General features: G+C 66.4%; 12 protein-coding genes and 4 pseudogenes. 10 read left to right on the top strand and 6 right to left on the bottom strand.

Features of this window, described 5'->3' with window-relative positions:
• Positions 1–2: 2 nt before the first annotated feature.
• From ACPEE0_RS19135 to ACPEE0_RS19125, 3 genes are all read left to right on the top strand, one after another.
• Positions 3–1,706 carry an aldehyde dehydrogenase family protein gene (locus ACPEE0_RS19135; protein ID WP_424575068.1) on the top strand — a complete coding sequence of 568 codons (1,704 nt, stop codon included), beginning with the start codon at positions 3–5 and terminating at the stop codon, positions 1,704–1,706.
• Positions 1,681–3,315 carry an APC family permease gene (locus ACPEE0_RS19130; RefSeq protein ID WP_424575067.1) on the top strand — a complete coding sequence of 545 codons (1,635 nt, stop codon included), beginning with the start codon at positions 1,681–1,683 and terminating at the stop codon, positions 3,313–3,315. Before ACPEE0_RS19135 ends, ACPEE0_RS19130 begins: the two co-directional genes overlap by 26 nt.
• 147 nt (positions 3,316–3,462) lie before the next feature.
• A complete protein-coding gene (locus ACPEE0_RS19125; RefSeq protein ID WP_424575066.1) occupies positions 3,463–4,431 on the top strand; it encodes a lipid kinase in 969 nt (322 codons plus the stop codon).
• 6 nt (positions 4,432–4,437) lie between these two features.
• Here ACPEE0_RS19125 and ACPEE0_RS19120 read toward each other — a convergent pair.
• Positions 4,438–5,735, bottom strand: a pseudogene (locus ACPEE0_RS19120) (Y-family DNA polymerase).
• A 24-nt stretch (positions 5,736–5,759) separates the two neighbouring features.
• Complete coding sequence (locus ACPEE0_RS19115) at positions 5,760–6,191, bottom strand: LexA family protein (RefSeq protein ID WP_009357594.1); 432 nt, start codon at positions 6,189–6,191, stop codon at positions 5,760–5,762.
• Positions 6,192–6,307: 116 nt separating this feature from the next.
• On the opposite strand from ACPEE0_RS19115, the gene ACPEE0_RS19110 reads away from it, so the two are divergent.
• From ACPEE0_RS19110 to ACPEE0_RS19100, 3 genes are all read left to right on the top strand, one after another.
• A complete protein-coding gene (locus ACPEE0_RS19110; RefSeq protein ID WP_035752476.1) occupies positions 6,308–7,126 on the top strand; it encodes a Cof-type HAD-IIB family hydrolase in 819 nt (272 codons plus the stop codon).
• A gap of 111 nt (positions 7,127–7,237) precedes the next feature.
• Positions 7,238–7,486 (top strand): hypothetical protein, encoded by a 249-nt coding sequence (locus tag ACPEE0_RS19105; RefSeq protein ID WP_009357596.1) that lies wholly within the window; start codon positions 7,238–7,240, stop codon positions 7,484–7,486.
• Between the two features lie 46 nt (positions 7,487–7,532).
• Complete coding sequence (locus tag ACPEE0_RS19100) at positions 7,533–8,345, top strand: glycerophosphodiester phosphodiesterase (protein WP_354177171.1); 813 nt, start codon at positions 7,533–7,535, stop codon at positions 8,343–8,345.
• Between the two features lie 19 nt (positions 8,346–8,364).
• Here the strand turns inward: ACPEE0_RS19100 and ACPEE0_RS19095 are convergent, their stop codons facing one another.
• Positions 8,365–8,820 carry a hypothetical protein gene (locus tag ACPEE0_RS19095; RefSeq protein WP_354177173.1) on the bottom strand — a complete coding sequence of 152 codons (456 nt, stop codon included), beginning with the start codon at positions 8,818–8,820 and terminating at the stop codon, positions 8,365–8,367.
• 135 nt (positions 8,821–8,955) lie between these two features.
• On the opposite strand from ACPEE0_RS19095, the gene ACPEE0_RS19090 reads away from it, so the two are divergent.
• The 4 genes and pseudogenes from ACPEE0_RS19090 to istB all read left to right on the top strand — a co-directional run bounded on the left by ACPEE0_RS19090 (position 8,956) and on the right by istB (position 11,340).
• A complete protein-coding gene (locus ACPEE0_RS19090; RefSeq protein ID WP_424575065.1) occupies positions 8,956–9,177 on the top strand; it encodes a DUF6480 family protein in 222 nt (73 codons plus the stop codon).
• A gap of 495 nt (positions 9,178–9,672) precedes the next feature.
• On the top strand, positions 9,673–10,437 hold the full coding sequence (locus tag ACPEE0_RS19085) for a Mu transposase domain-containing protein (protein WP_424575064.1): 765 nt from the start codon (positions 9,673–9,675) through the stop codon (positions 10,435–10,437).
• Positions 10,398–10,586 carry a hypothetical protein gene (locus ACPEE0_RS19080; RefSeq protein WP_424575344.1) on the top strand — a complete coding sequence of 63 codons (189 nt, stop codon included), beginning with the start codon at positions 10,398–10,400 and terminating at the stop codon, positions 10,584–10,586. The genes ACPEE0_RS19085 and ACPEE0_RS19080 overlap by 40 nt, the downstream gene beginning before the upstream one ends.
• Positions 10,583–11,340: pseudogene (istB, locus tag ACPEE0_RS19075) on the top strand (IS21-like element helper ATPase IstB). The gene ACPEE0_RS19080 and the pseudogene istB overlap by 4 nt, the downstream one beginning before the upstream one ends.
• A 58-nt stretch (positions 11,341–11,398) precedes the next feature.
• Here istB and ACPEE0_RS19070 read toward each other — a convergent pair.
• From ACPEE0_RS19070 to ACPEE0_RS19060, 3 genes and pseudogenes are all read right to left on the bottom strand, one after another.
• A pseudogene (locus tag ACPEE0_RS19070) lies at positions 11,399–12,796 on the bottom strand (IS30 family transposase).
• A 278-nt stretch (positions 12,797–13,074) separates the two neighbouring features.
• Positions 13,075–14,139 (bottom strand): EAL domain-containing protein, encoded by a 1,065-nt coding sequence (locus ACPEE0_RS19065; RefSeq protein WP_235046832.1) that lies wholly within the window; start codon positions 14,137–14,139, stop codon positions 13,075–13,077.
• 215 nt (positions 14,140–14,354) lie between these two features.
• A pseudogene (locus ACPEE0_RS19060) lies at positions 14,355–15,889 on the bottom strand (putative bifunctional diguanylate cyclase/phosphodiesterase).
• Positions 15,890–15,902 lie beyond the last annotated feature (13 nt).

Raw genomic sequence — 15,902 nt, 5'->3', positions numbered from 1 at the left:
CCATGACCGCCACCGTTGAGCAGGCACAGCAGGCCCAGCAGGCCGGCCAAGCGCAGGACACCATCAAGGGCCTGTACATCGACGGCGCCTGGCAGCAGGCGTCCGACGGCGGCACAACAGTCGTGCGCTGTCCTGCAGACGGCAGCGAGGTGGCAGTTGTTGCCAAGTCGACGCCGGAGGACGCGGAGCGGGCCATCGCCAGTGCACGTTCCGCGTTCGACGGCGGCCCCTGGCGCCGGCTCACCGACCTTGAACGCGGAGCGGTCATGCTCCGCGTGGCCGACCTGCTGGAGCGGGACAAGGCCGCCTACGCCCGGGCCGAGGCGCTCGATACCGGCAAGCGCCTCGTCGAAGCCGAATACGACATCGACGATATCGCCGCCTGCTTCCGGTACTACGGAAAGATCGCAGGCCTCGACGCCGGCCGGGTGATCGACACCGGCCGCCCGAACGCCATCAGCCGCGTGGTGTACGAGCCGCTGGGCGTCTGTGCCCTCATCGCCCCGTGGAACTACCCGCTCCTGCAGGCCGCCTGGAAGGTGGCCCCGGCGCTCGTCGCGGGAAACTCGTTTGTGCTCAAGCCCAGCGAGCTCACGCCGTCCACCGCCATCCTGCTCATGGAGACCCTCGCGGAAGCCGGGGTTCCCGCCGGCGTCGCAAACCTGGTGACCGGAAGCGGGTCGAAGGTGGGCGGCCCGCTCAGCTCCGACCCGCGCGTCGACCTCGTCTCCCTGACCGGCAGCCTGGCCACCGGCCAGACCATCATGGCCGCCGCCGCGGAGACGGTGAAGCGCGTCGCCTTTGAGCTCGGCGGAAAGAACCCCAACGTCGTCTTCGCGGACGCGGACTGGGACGCCGCCGTCGACAACGCCCTGACCGCCGTGTTCCTGCACTCCGGCCAGGTCTGCTCGGCAGGGGCGCGGCTCGTCGTCGAAGAGTCCATCGCGGAACGGTTCGTGGCTGAGGTGGTGGAGCGGGCGCAAAAGATCCGGATGGGCGGGCCCTTCGATCCCGACGCCGAGACGGGCCCGCTGATCTCCGCCAAGCACCGGGACCAGGTCCACGCCTATGTCCAGGCCGGGATTGCGGAGGGCGCCGAGCTGTTGTGCGGCGGCTACATCCCGGACGAGGGACCGCTCGCGGACGGCTTCTTCTACCCGCCCACGGTGCTCGGCAACTGCCGCTCCGGCATGAGCGTGCTGCAGGAGGAGTCATTCGGCCCGGTGCTGACCGTCGAGACGTTCCGGACCGAGGCCGAGGCCGTGGCCATCGCCAACGACACGGAGTACGGCCTGGCCGGCGCGGTCTGGACCTCGGACGCATCCAAGGCGCAACGTGTTGCGGGCGGCCTCCGGCACGGAACAGTATGGATCAACGACTATCACCCGTACGTCCCGCAGGCGGAGTGGGGCGGCTTCGGAAAGTCCGGCATCGGCCGGGAGCTCGGCAGCGCGGGACTCAATGAATACCGCGAGGCAAAACATATCTGGCAGAACATCCAGCCCGCACCCAGCGGCTGGTCGGCCCACCTGCCGGCGCCGGGGTGGGGCCGCCGGCTAGCAACAGCATTTGGGGGAAACGGCCGGGCGCTGCAGGCGTGGCGCCCGGCCACCGATATCACCCGCGTCCAATGGCGGCCGCGGGGCATCACCATCGTGCTTTTCTCATCTAGGAGTTCGGATGTTGGAACCCAGCAAGAGTACTGATTCAAGTGGCATGGACGAGTTCGGCTATGCCCAGACCCTGGACCGCAGCATCGGCAAGTTTGCCAGCTTCGCGGCCGGCGTCAGCTACATCTCCATCCTCACCGGCGTTTTTCAACTGTTCTACTTTGGCTTCTCCATGGCCGGGCCGGCCTACGCATGGTCCTGGCCCATCGTCTTCGCCGGCCAGCTCATGGTGGCCCTCTGCTTCGCCGAGCTGGCCGGCCGCTATCCGGTGGCCGGATCGGTCTACAACTGGGCCAAACAGCTCTCGTCCGGGACGTTCGCCTGGCTGGCCGGCTGGCTGCTGCTCATTTCCTCGATCGTGGCGCTCGGGGCCGTGGCCCTGGCGCTGCAGCTGACCCTGCCCCAGATCTGGTCCGGTTTCCAGATCATCGGAGACGGCACCGGCACCTACGATTTCGCCCTCAACGGCGTGCTGCTCGCCAGCATCATGATCTCCATCTCGACGCTCATCAACGCCTTCGGCGTGAAGCTGATGACCAAAATCAACAGCATCGGCGTCTTCGTGGAACTCGCCGCCGCAGTGCTCCTCATCCTGGCCCTGGGCTGGCATGTGGTGCGGGGGCCGGAAGCCCTTTTCAGCACCGAGGGCTACGGCATGGACCACGACCTTGGCTTCTTCGGGGTGTTCCTCATCGGCGCCATGGCATCGGGGTACGTGATGTACGGCTTCGACACCGCCAGTTCCCTCGGCGAGGAGACGAAGGATCCCAAGAAGACCGCCCCCAAGGCCATCCTGCGGGCAATCACGGCGTCCTTCATCCTCGGCGGGCTCATTCTCCTCGGCGGGCTCCTGGCCGCCCCGGACCTGAACGACCCCAAGCTGGGCTCTGCCGACGGCGGCCTGCAGTACATCGTGCTCTCCGTGCTGGGAGGCCCGTTCGGCAAGGCCTTCCTGGTGTGCATCGTCGTCGCCGTGTTCGTCTGCACCCTCGCCGTCCACGCCGCAGCCATCCGCATGATGTTCGCCATGGCCCGGGACAACAACCTGCCCTTCAGCCGCCAGCTCAGCAAAGTACACCCGGAGCGGAAGACGCCCACGGTGGCGGCCATCGTCATCGGACTCATCGCCATCATGCCGCTGATCGTCAACGTCTCCCAGCCCGCCATTTTCACCATCCTGTCCAGCATCAGCATCGTGCTGATCTACCTCTCCTACCTGCTGGTCACCGTCCCGTTGCTGCGGCGGCGCTTCCTGAAGAAATGGCCGCTCTCGGACGACACCCACGGAAAGGCCGGGTTCAGCCTGGGCAAGTGGGGTCTCCCGGTGAACATCCTCGCGGTCCTGTGGGGCGGCGCCATGACGCTGAACCTGATCTGGCCCCGGCCGGAGATCTACAACTCGGTGCCGCCCTTTGAGTGGTACCTGCAGTGGGGCGGCGTGATCTTCGTGGGCGCGGTCGCCATAGGCGGGACCCTGCTGTACCGGCTGAAGATCCGGCACCAGACAGGTGTCCTGGCCGAGCATGCAGCCGCTGCCAGGCCCGCGGCAGCCCAGCCCGCCGCAGCCCTGCCCACCGCCGGCGTCCGCGATCCGGATGCTCCGGCGGAACCGCAGCTGGTATCAGCGCCCCTATCAAATCCGTAGCACTGTCCAACCAGTAGCGCTGTCCAACCAGTAGCACTGTCCAACCCGTAGCGCTGTTCAACCTGGGACCATAGCCAGGAAGGGCGTCCCCTCCACCACTCGGCGGAGGGGGCGCCCACAGGCATTTCCCGGCCAGATGGACCTAACATGTCCCACATGAAGGTTGCCCGAGAGGCCCGCTCTGCTGCCCTGGTCATTAACTCCGGATCACGCCGCGGGGCGGCCGCGCGCGAACTGGCGGTGGAAGCGCTGCAGAAGGCAGGCGTGCCGGTCTCCGCAGTGCATCACGTGCATTCGGGGGCCGAGCTGGCCGGGACGCTGGACCGGGTGGTTGCGGACGGGCATGACCTGCTGGTCGTGGGTGGCGGCGACGGGACGGTTTCCTATGCCGCCGGCCGGATCGCCGGCACCGAAGTGATGCTCGGCGTCCTTCCGCTGGGCACCGCCAACGACCTCGCCCGGACCCTGCAAATCCCGGACAACCTGGCCCAGGCATGTGCCGCCATCGCCGGTGGGAAGGTGGTGGACATCGACCTGGGGCGCGCCAACGGGCAGCCCTTCCTCAACGTCGCCTCCGCCGGCCTGTCCGTCCAGGTGACCGAGGCGCTCAGCCCCGGCCTGAAGCGGCGCCTGGGGCCGCTGGCGTACGCCATTGCGACCCTGCGTTCGTATGCCCGGCACAAGCCGTTCCGTGCGCGGCTTGAGTTCCCGGACGGGGACCACGAGCCATTGCAGCTTGAGGGCCTGCTCCAGGTGGCGGTCGGCAACGGCAGGCACTACGGCGGCGGCAACACGGTTTCGCCCACGGCCGGGATCGACGACCACATCCTCGACATTTACGCCATCCTGGCGGCGCCGCTCCGGGAGCATGTAAAGATCGCCCGGCTGCTCCGGAATGGGAGCTTCGTGGAGCACGACCGGGTGTACCACCTGACCAGCCGGTCCGTCCGGCTGGTCACCGAACCGCCGATGCCGGTGAACCTCGACGGCGAGATCGCGGCCGTCACGCCCGCCGACTTCGCCATCGAGCGGAACGCCGTCCACGTGGTGGTGCCGCAGGCCAGCACCGGTGCCATGTTCGACGGACCGTCCGCCCTGCCGGAGCCCCCGGCCTGACAAGCCTTAGGCCGCCTTCACCAGCGGGAGCTCGTCCCAGTGCGTGGTGTACCGGGGGGACTGCATGCCGCGCTTCATGGACCAGTCCACGCCGCCTTTGATGCCGCCGTGGCCAAGCCCGATGGAGCCGCGCCCGAAGCGGCGGCTCACATCCTCCAGGAGCGGGCCGATGCCGCGCTCTTCATGCCGGTTCTCGAAGGGTTCCAGGGGAGACTGGTTGCCGGTGGGGCGCAGGTCCGTGAGCATGAGGCCGGCCTTGGCGTACTTGAGCCCGTTCCGGATGTGGGGCAGCAGGGCATGCGTGGCTTTGGTCAGCAGGAGCGGATCCGCCGTGGGCATGGGAAGGGACAGGCACACCGAAGGGTAGGCCTGCTCGTTCTGCCTGAACGGGGACGTGGCGGCGAACGCTGTCAGGACTTTTGCCTGCAGGCCGTGTTTTGCGAGCCTGGCGCTCGCCTGCTGGCCATAGATGCTGAGCACCTGGCGCATGCCGTCAACAGTGGTCACCGGCGTGGAGAAGGAGCGGGAAAAGATGAGCTGGTCCCGGCCCAGGCGCTCCTCCTCCATGGGAATGCAGGGGATGCCGCGCAGTTCCAGCACCGTGCGCATCACCACTACCGAGAACTTGTCGCGGATGACCACAGGATCCGCCCGGACCAGGTCCAGCACCGTGAAGATGCCCAGGACATTCAGGCGCCTGGTCAGCCGGCCCGCGATGCCCCACACCTCGTCCACGGGAAGCCGGGCCAGCAGGGACTCCTTAACCGGTGCCGGCACGGCCTCCCAGTGGCACACCCCGCCGAAGGAGGCGTTGTTTTTCGCCCACTTGTTGCACAGCTTGGCCAGCGTCTTGGTGGGCGCTATCCCCACGCAGACCGGGACGCCCACGTTCCGCCGGACCTCGGCCTTCATGGTCCGGCCGAGCGCCAGCAGCTCTTCGGGCCGGCCCTTCACGCCCAGGAAGGCCTCGTCGATGCTGTAGACCTCCAGCCACGCCGAATGCCTGCCGAGCAGCTCCATGACCCGGGCGCTGATATCGCCGTACAGCTCGTAGTTGCTGGACCTGGCCACCAGGCCCCACTCCTTTGCCCGGGGTGCGAGTTTGAAGCAGGGTCGCCGGTCCGGATGCCCAGCGCCTTCGCCTCGGGGGAGCGGGTCACCGCGCAGCCGTCATTGTTGGACAGGACGATCAGCGGCCGCCCTTCGAGCGACGGATCAAAGGCGCGCTCGGCCGAGGCGTAAAAGCAGTTCACATCCACGTGGGCGATCTGCGGCATCTGCCGCATCAGGACAGGCTTGGGCATGGCCCTCCTTCCGCAGTCTGCGGGTCACACATGGTGCAGGCACCTGGTGGCCACGCCCCACACCGTCAGCTCGGACAAGGCGGGGACCCGGATGTCCGGGTACTTCGGGTTCTCCGCCTGCAGCACCACCCCCGTGGGCGTGATGCGCAGCCGCTTGACTGTCAGTTCTCCATCCAGCACGGCGACCACCACCGAGCCGTCCTTGGGCTCAAGGGCCCGGTTCACGATCAGTTCGTCGCCGTCGCTGATGCCGGCGCCCTCCATCGAATCTCCGGTTACGCGCACCACGAATGTGCTGGTGATGTCCTTGATCAGGTGCGCGTTCAGGTCGATCCGGCCATCGAAGTAGTCCTGCGCCGGCGACGGGAAGCCGGCCGCAACCGCGACAGGGGAGATCAGGACCGACAGGTACGAGGCACCCGCATCTATCACGCGGGGACCAATAATAACGCCCACAACACACCCTTATTCGAATATTTGTTCGATTAGTTCAGTGTAGCGCTGCAGGCTGACAAGCGGACCTCCCAGCTGCGGGAATCATCCCCTTGGCCGCCGCCACGTAGACTTGCAGGATGCGGTTGGTGGCAAGCGATATTGACGGAACGATCCTCGGGCACGACGGAAAAATCAGCGACCGCACCGTCCGCGCCTTCCACGCCTGCCGGGACGCCGGCGTCGAACTCGTCTTCGTCACCGGCCGGCCGCCCCGCTGGCTGCATCCGCTCCAGGACCAGCTGGGCCATACCGGGACGGTCATCTGCTCCAACGGGGCTGTGGTCTGGGACCTCGAAGCGGACAAGTTGGTCTCCGCCCGCACGCTCGGCATCGCCGCGGTGCTGGAAATCCGCCGGATCATCAAGGACCTCCGCCCGGCTGCCCTGTTTGCCGCGGAAACGCTGACCGGGTTCCACCTTGAGCCCGGGTTCATCGAAAACGAGTCGAGCGAACTGCTGTCGCAGTTCACGCCGGCGCCGCTGCGGGAAACCCTGGTTGGCGATGACAGCGTGGTGAAGTTCCTCGCCATTGTCCGGGACGGCACTCCGGACGACTTCCTCGCCGAGGTGCGTCCCGCCGTCGAACATCTCGCCGCCGCCACGCACTCCTCGCCGGGCGTGGCCATGCTGGAACTGTCCCTGCCGGGCGTGAACAAGGCCGTCACCCTTGCCGAATACGCTCGGGCGCTGGGCATTGACGCCTCCGACGTGGTGGCCTTCGGCGACATGCCCAACGACATCGAGATGCTCCGCTGGGCCGGGCACGGCTACGCCATGGCCAGCGGCCACCCGGAGGCCATCCGCGCGGCGGGCCAGCGTGCGCCGCACTTCGACGACGACGGCGTGGCCCAGGTCCTGGAGGCGCGCCTCGCTTCCCTGGGCGCCCCGCGTTCCTGATTTCCGCGGCCGCCGCCGTATTCACAGCTGGCGCTCACCTCGCGTTCACCTTTGCTCCGTAGCGTGAAGCCCGGAGAGCAGACTCCTCTCCGGCAGGCCGAAGGGGTAGGGATGGCACGGAATACCAAGCGCGATACCGCCGATGCACCACTGCGCAGGGCAACGCCTGCGCCGCACTGGAAGAAGCTGCGGCAGGGCGACCGCGTCCGGGTCCTGCTGACCCCCGGGTTCGAAGCCGGCGGCGTGGTGGACGCCGTCACGCCGGACAACACCGTGGTGTGGATCAATCTTGACGGCGGCCGCGGCCGGACGCTGCTGCACTGCGGCGACGGGGTCGAGATCCTGCCGTTCGAAGACTGACCCGGGGCGGCGCCAAGGGTCCGGCCAGCTCGGGTACGCTCGCACTGTGACCCTGCCGTTCTTCGCCAATCCGGATGCCGCCGGCAACCAGCTGCCCATCGCGATGGCCCACCGCGGCTTCTCCCTTGAGGGGCTGGAGAACTCGAAGGCCGCCTTCCGGGCCGCCGTGGACCTCGGCTACCGCTACCTGGAGACGGATGTCCACACCACGTCCGACGGCGTGCTGCTCCTTTTCCACGATGACACGCTGGAACGGGTGACGGACGGCAGGGGCAAGGTTTCGGAGCTGACGGCGGCGGAGGTTGCCCGGGTGAACATCGGCGGCCGTGAGCCCGTCCCGACCTTTGACGAACTGGTTCCGGAACTGCCCGGCATCCGGCTCAACCTGGACGTCAAGGACTGGAGCTCCGTCAACAGCACGGCGGCCGCCATTGAGCGCCACCGGGTGCATGACCGGGTGCTGGTCACCAGCTTCTCGGACCGGCGGCGGCGGGCGGTGCTGAAGCTGCTCAGCCGCCCGGTTGCGGCCTCGGCGGGGGTTACATCGATCGCTCTTTTCACGTGCCTGGGCCCGCTGCTGCCTGGACCTGCCTTCCGCTGGCTGATGCGCCGCGTCCTGTCCGGCGTCCACGCACTGCAGGTTCCGGCCCGCCGCGGTGGCATCGAAGTTGTCACCCCCGGGTTCGTCCGCCGGGCGCACGGCCTGGGCCTGGCGGTGCACGTCTGGACCATCAACGATCCCGCCGAGATGCGCCGCCTGCTGGACCTCGGCGTGGACGGCCTTGTCACCGACCGAGGCGACCTGCTCAAGGAGATCCTCGTCGAAAGAGGCGGGTGGCCGCCCGGGCCGCCCGCCTGATCCGCTGTTTTACCTGGTGCTAGCCCCGGCCTGTGCTGGTGGACGGGTCCTGGTCGCCCTCCGTCGGGTCGGCGCGCAGCTCGTCCGGGTTGCTGTCCGGCAGCCCGCCCGCAACGCCGCCGGGGCCCCCGTTTCCTGCCGCAGCCGCCCCACCCGCGGCGGCGGCACTGCCTGTCAGCCCGTCGTCGCCCGTTCCACGGCCTGCTTCCGCCCTGTCATTGTTCGTTTCGTCAGTGTCCCCGCCAAAGGGGCTCTCGGAGACCGGCCCGGGAGCCGGCCCGGTCTTCAAGCCCGGCGCCTTCTCCTTCTCCGCCTCCATTGCATTGGACCCCTCGCTGATGGAGGAGTGGACCTCCACGTCGTCATTGGGGTCCGTGGGGTCGGGAACGTTCATCTTCTCCGTGGGCTTCGATGTACCCGCCAGGTCCTCCATGGCGTTCTCCGCTGCCTTGCCGATGCTGTCGCCGATTCCCATCTCTGTTCCTCCTGACATCGTGCGTGCGGGCGCCCCAGCGGCCGCCCGGCCCTACCCCTCCAGAATTATCAGCATGCTTACAATTAGTCCAGAGCTGGGGTGAAGAACCGCGGCCGGGAAGGAAGGACACGCACCATGAGCAGCTACCATCCGGAAAATGATCCCGCCAATCCTGACCAGCCGGGCAGGGGCCACGCTGACGCCCAGGCAGCCCCGGGCAAGGATTCGGCAGGCTCGGCGAACCCGGACCCTGCCGAAGGCAACGTCACCGGCCTGGAACCGGGCGGGGGAGTGCCGCCGGGTGAGACGCCTCCGGCGGAGGACCAGATGAGTGGCGACCAGGGCCACGACGAATAGGGCGCGCACAGCACAATACGCGCACAACACAACAGTGGACCGGTGGCACGCATGGCGGTTTCAAGGGGTCGTTGCAACACCTGCTGGTTAGGTGGTTAGTAGTAAATTGTTGACGCCAACCGAAAATCGGGCCAATAACGCCAACTGAAAATGAGGCCACTGACCATTATGGAAGGTGATCACATTGGATGTTTGGGCGCAGATACGCCACCGATACGCGACGGAGAAGATCTCCAAGAGGGAGCTGGCTAAACAGCTCGGGGTTTCGCGGGGGACGGTGGACCGGGCGTTGGAGGCAGAGCGGCCACCGAAGTATGAGCGGAAACCGGCCGGTTCGAGCTTTGATGCTTACGCGCCACAGGTGCGGGCCTTGTTGGTGCAGACGCCGACGATGCCGGCCTCAGTACTGGCCGAACGCGTCGGCTGGACGGGCTCTGCATCCTTGTTCCGGGACAAGGTCCGTGGACTCCGGCCCGATCTATGCCGGCGGATCCGGTGGACCGGCTGGTCCATAAACCGGGCCAGGCGATGCAGTGCGATTTATGGTTCCCCCATGAGCCGCTACCCCTGGGGCACGGGCAGGAGGGCAAGCCTCCGGTGCTGGTGATGACGAGCGCGTTCTCCGGATATATCCAGGCCAGGATGCTGCCGACCCGCACGACCTTTGATCTGCTTGGCGGGATGTGGTCGCTGCTGCAGGAGGCCGGCGCGGTCCCGAAGCAGCTGGTCTGGGACAACGAATCAGGGATCGGCCAGGGCCGGCTGACCGAGCCGGCGGCGGCGTTCGCGGGCGTCCTGGGCTGCGAGATCCGGCAGTTGCCGCCACGGGATCCGGAATCCAAAGGAGTGGTGGAGCGGATGAACCGTTACTTCCGCCAAGGCTTCATGCCCGGACGGACGTTCGCGTCCCCGCTGGATTTCAACGATCAGCTCGCGGACTGGCTGCCACGCGCGAACGCGCGCTACTCCCGGACCCGTCATGGCCGTCCGATCGAGCTCTTCGTCCGGGACCGGGATGCGATGCGCCCGTTAACGCCAGTGGCGCCCGAGTTCGCCTTCCGCAGCAGCGTCCGGCTACCACGGGACTACTACGTGCGGGTCTTCTCCAACGACTATTCCGTGGACCCGGGCGCGATCGGGCGGATCGTGAACGTCGAAGCAGACCTGGAAAAAGTCACCGTGAGCGCAGACGGCCGGCTACTGGCCAGCCATGAGCGGCGGTGGGCCAGGCACCAGATCTTCACCGACCCGGCCACGTAGACAAGGCCGCCTCCCTCCGACGGATCCACCGCAGCGTCAAGGCCGGACGGTCCACGGTAGTGGAGGAACGTGACCTGTCGATCTATGACGAACTGTTCGGCGTCGCCATCCCCGACGATGCCCGCGAGCTCTCCGGGGCAGCACGGTGAACGCTGCAGTGAAGGACATCGAGTACTACGCCCGCGCACTGCGCGCCCCGCGGATCGCCGACGGCTACCGTACCCTCGGCGACCGGGCCCGGGAGGCAGGCTGGTCACACGAGGAATACCTCGCCGCTGTCCTCTCCCGCGAGGTTGCCGAACGCGAAGCCTCCGGGGCCGCCCTGCGGATCAGGGCCGCGAGGTTCCCCGGACACAAGCTGCTGGAGGAGTTCAACTTCGACCACCAGCCCGCCGCGGACCGGAACCTCGTCGCGCACCTGGGAACTGGGGTCTTCCTGGAGGAAGCCAAGAACGTGGTCCTTCTGGGCCCGCCCGGCACCGGGAAAACCCACCTGGCCGTCGGGATCGGGATCCGGGCCGCACACGCCGGGCATCGCGTCCTGTTCGACACCGCGACCGGGTGGGTATCGAGACTGGCCGAAGCCCACGACCGCGGACGCCTGCCCAGGAACTGGCCAAGCTGCGCCGTTACAAGCTGCTCATCGTTGACGAAGTCGGCTACATTCCCTTCGACCAGGACTCGGCCAACCTGTTCTTCCAGTTAGTCTCATCCCGCTACGAACACGCCTCCCTGGTGCTTACCAGCAACCTCGCCTTCAGCAGGTGGGGCGAGGTCTTCAGCGACGCGACAGTGGCCTCGGCGATGATCGACCGGATCGTTCACCACGCAGAAGTCCTGAACCTCACCGGTAGCAGCTACCGGCTCCGGAACAAGACAAGAACCCAGCTTCAGGCACAATAGAACAGCAACCCGTGGCCCTGTTTTCAATCGGCAAAACTGGCCCTGTTTTCGGTTGGCGTTAACATAAATCACGTAAACGCTCGGCTGGAGTTTTCCAGCCGAGCGTTTTGCGTGGGCGGCCGTTGAGTTCCTGGGCGACGTGTTCGAGGTCCTCGGGTCCGAAGACAGACAGATCGGTGCCTTTGGGGAAGTACTGGCGCAGCAGGCCGTTGGTGTTCTCGTTCGAGCCGCGTTGCCACGGGCTTGCGGGGTCGCAGAAGTAGACCTGCATGTCGGTGGCGAGAGTGAAGGATTTGTGGGCAGCCATTTCCGATCCCTGGTCCAGGTCAGGGATCCCCGAAGGTGCGCCGGAAGGGTGGCCATGGTTTTGATGAGGCCGTCACGGACGGTTGAGGCAGAGTGGTCCTTTGGCAGGTGGACGAGCATTAGGTAACGGGTGGTGCGCTCGACCAGGGTCGCGATCGCGGACTGGTTGTGGGCGCCAGTGATGAGGTCCCCCTCCCAATGCCCCGGTATGGCGCGGTCCTCGATCTCGGGCGGACGTTCGGAAATCATGATCATGGGGTCGGTGAACCTGGGAGTGCGCTGATCAGCGGTGGCATGGGGTTTTCGCCGGGTCCGGCCGGTCCGCAGAGCTGCTTGCACCTCACGTTTAAGTCCGCCTCTGGCTTGGAGGTAGAGGGCCTGGTAAATCGTCTCTGGGCTCACGCGCATCTCCGGGTTGTCGGGGAACTCTTCGACCAGCGTGTGGCTGATCTGTTCCGGAGACCAGCGTAGGAGCAGCTTGTCCTTCACGTACTTACGCAGGTCCGACTCGCCCGCGAGTTTGGCTGTCTTGGGCCGGGCCCGCCGGGCAGTTGCCTTCCGATGTGCACCGTGGGGAAGGTAGCCCATCCGCGGATCGGTGTTTCGGGCCAACTCGCGGCTGACTGTTGAGGGCGATCTGCCGAGGGCGTGGGCGATCGCCCGCACCGAGGATCCGGCGGCCTGCAGGTCCCGGATAAGTTCCCGTTCCTTGACGTTGAGGTACCGCGGGTGGATAGGTTTCTCCAGCGCGGCCACCGGGACCTGGACCGTTTCTGTTGTGCCGGCGGCAGAGGTCATAGTGATCACACCACGTTTGTAGTCGACCACCCGGCCATCCGGATAAATGCGTCGTCCGCCGGACTTCCGGATTCCCTGGTCCCGACTCCTCAGCGGTCCGTAAATGAATACCAACTGCCGCGGCAGCTTTCCGTCGGCTCACGCCGGCGTTGCGCAGCCGGGAGAACTCGTCCCTTCCAGGGTGTGGACCTGTCCCCGGCTTTCCCTGACCCTTCAGCCCGGCTTTCCGCACCCACGCGGCGCACGTATTGGGATTCAGCCCGAGTTCCTTTGCAGCCTCCGTGGTGCTCTTAAGACGGTCGAACACGGCGAAGAACTGCTCTTTCTGCCTAGCCGTGTACTTCCGGTGCACCGACTGCTTCCGTACTTTGCCCCGGGGCAAACCAGCCTTGCGGATCCATTGGTGACAGGTCATCACATTGAAACCGAGTTCCCTCGCGGCGGCACTGACATTTTGAACCCGATCGAGGGCCGCAAAGAACTGATCCTTCTGCTCCTGCGAATATCTCCGCCGCCCAGCGGGCTTCTCCCTAAAGACGACACGGTCGTTGCAACTCCCAAAAATTCTGGGTGTTGCAACGACCGCTAGAACCCGCCCATGCCTGCCGGTCCACTGTCCGAAGATTCAGCTCAAGGTGCGTCGTTTCCCTGGGGATTGAGCGTGGCCTGGTCCGGCCCCACGAGCTGCCGGTTCAGGCCGTCCGCGTCCAGCCGGGTGTTCCAGGAAACCCAGTCCTTTGGCCGGACGGACGGGCGTCCCAGCAGGTAGCCCTGCCCCGCATCGATGCCCAGTTCGGTCAGGACTTTCAATTCCCCAACCGTTTCGATGCCCTCCGCCACGAGGGTTGTGCCGATCTGCTGGCTGAAATCCACCAGACAGGCGGTCAGGGCGCGCTGCAGGCCGTCGTTGTCCACGTCCCCGATCACGTCACGTCCCACCTTGAGGAAATCGGGGCGCAGGTGCACCATGCGGCTCAGGGCGCCGGCCCCGGAGTGGGTGTCGTCCACGGCGATCCGCAGGCCCTGGTCGCGCAGCGGATTGATCGCGGCGATGAACTGCGCGTATTCCTCATCCGGAATGGTTTCCGTGAGTTCGAGGACAATCCGGTTGATGGGAAGGTCAATATGTTCGAACAGTTCCGGCAGCCGCGGGTCCAGGCAGGACGTGGGGGAGATGTTCAGCGACACGAACAGGTGCGGCGGAAGGTCCCTGGCAGCCGCTGCCGCGGATCCGAGGGCCGAGAATTCCAGGTTGGCGCCCAGGCCCACGGCGGCAGCTTCGGCGAACCACAGCTCGGCCGCCGCGCCGTCGTCACTGACGAAGCGGGACAATGCCTCCACGCCCACCACGTTTTTGTCGCCCAGCCCGTAGATCGGCTGGAAAGCCGTCATCAGCATCTGGTTCTCAAGCAGCGCGCTGATCCGGGACATGCTGCGGATGGCATCAATCTGCTCGGCGAGTTTGGGCGGGAGGGCGGCGGGAGTGAGGCGCATTTCCCGTGCGGTCTCCAGCGTTTCAACAGTATTGGCATCGCTGCGCCGCGTTTCAAGAAGGTATTCCAGCAGGGCCCGTTCGGGCACCCCCGGATTCTCGTCGAGGCTGTTGCTAAGGCGCTGCCGGACGGCCGCGCCGGACGGATCTGTTTCCGCCAGTACCGCGGCAATAATTCCCCATGCCTGTACACGAACCGACATTAGCTACGCCCCCAGTTGACGAAGTAATGACCCAGTGGCCCAATTAATTTTCAATTTATGAACGCCTTTTAATTCCGGTGCTTCTGTGAATCCCCAGCTCTAGCGGCCAGGAAAACCAGACACCGCACGATGATCGTATATCGGCAGCACCAAAAAACGCAGGGGTTTGCGGGAGTTTTAGCAGTAATTTGGGTACCTTGCGGTAACTTGGCGGGTCAGGGGTTGGCGCCTTCGGGCTGGTCGGCCAGCAGCAGCGGGATCTGGTCGGGCGGCACCGGCCTGCTGAAGTAGTAGCCCTGCGCGCTCAGGCAGCCGAGCCCCCGCAGGATCCCGGCCTGCTCGGCGGTTTCAACGCCCTCCCACACAGCCTCCAGCCCGCATGCACGGACCAGCTGCAGGACGGCCGCCACCAGCGCGGGCTGGCTCGGATCCGTGCCCAGGCCGGTGATCAGCGAACGGTCAACCTTCACCCGGTCCACCGGGAGCCGGCGCAGATAGCTGATGGAGGAGTAGCCGGTGCCAAAGTCGTCGATTTCGATTCCCACCCCCAGGCCGCGCAGCCCGGCCAGCGAGTAGCGGTCCAGTTCGTTGCCCTTGACGATGGCCACTTCCGTCAGTTCCAGGACCACCTGCTCGGGCCGTACCCCGGTTTCCTTCAGCACATTCCGGACATCCTCGATGAACTGCAGGCTCTGCAGGTCCGTGGCGGAAATGTTGATGCGGACGGAGAACCTGTTGTCCACCAGGGAGGCGGCGATCCACGACCGGAGCTGGTGCACGGCCGCCCGCAGCACCCACAGGCCAAGCTCGGAGATCAGCCCGGCTTCCTCGGCCAGCGGTATGAACTCGTCCGGCATGATGAACCCGCGGGTGGGGTGGTTCCAGCGCACCAGCGCCTCCACGCCCTCCACCCTCCCTGTGGCGAGCTCCACCACAGGCTGGTAGTAGAGAGTCAGGCCGTCGCTCTTGATGGCGGCGCGCAGGTCTTCCACCAGCTGGCTGCGGAGCCTGCGCATCAGCAGCAGCGCCGGCTCGAAGCGGTGCAGCCGGTTCTGCCCCTCCGCCTTGGAGGCATACATGGCGACGTCGGCCTCCATCAGCATGTCCTCGGGGGTCTGGCCTTCGGCGCCCGCACTCAGCCCGATGCTGGCCCCGCAGCGCACGCTCCGGCCGGGGAGTTCGATGGGCTGCTTGAGGGCTGCGAGGATCCGGTGGCCTACGACAGTGGCCTGGTCCGGGGTGGCGGACGGCATGACGATGGCGAATTCGTCCCGCCCAGCCGGGCCACGACGTCGTCCGCCCGCACCGCGCCCCGGAGCCGTTGCCCCACGGTGATGAGGACCTGGTCGCCCGCGGTGTGGCCCATGCTGTCGTTGATGGATTTGAAGGCGTCCAGGTCCATGAGCAGGAGCACCGGCCCCTCTTCGGGAGCGGCCCCGGCGTCCAGTGCCGTCTTCAGGGCGTCGATCAGGGCGGAGCGGTTCGCCAGGCCCGTGAGCGGGTCCTGCATGGCCATTTTCTGCATCTCAAGGTGAGCCTCGTGCAGGAGTTGGGTCCGCACCTGGACCCGCTGCTCGAGCTCTTCGTAGATGATCTGCAGGTCCTCCGCCAGCAGGTTGGTACCGGTGATGATGGCGTCCAGCTCGTCCCGCGCCGGGGACACCTCTATCCGGGAGCTGAGGTCTCCCGATGCCAGCCGGACAATGCCTTCCAGCAGCTGGGAGAGCCGGGGATCATTGTCCGCGAACATCAGCTTTCCTTCT

This window comes from Arthrobacter sp. SD76 (assembly GCF_049726125.1).
Classification (GTDB): Bacteria; Actinomycetota; Actinomycetes; order Actinomycetales; family Micrococcaceae; genus Arthrobacter; species Arthrobacter nitrophenolicus.
The sequence above is the reverse complement of the archived record's forward strand: the minus strand, read 5'-3'. Positions and strand labels throughout refer to the sequence as shown.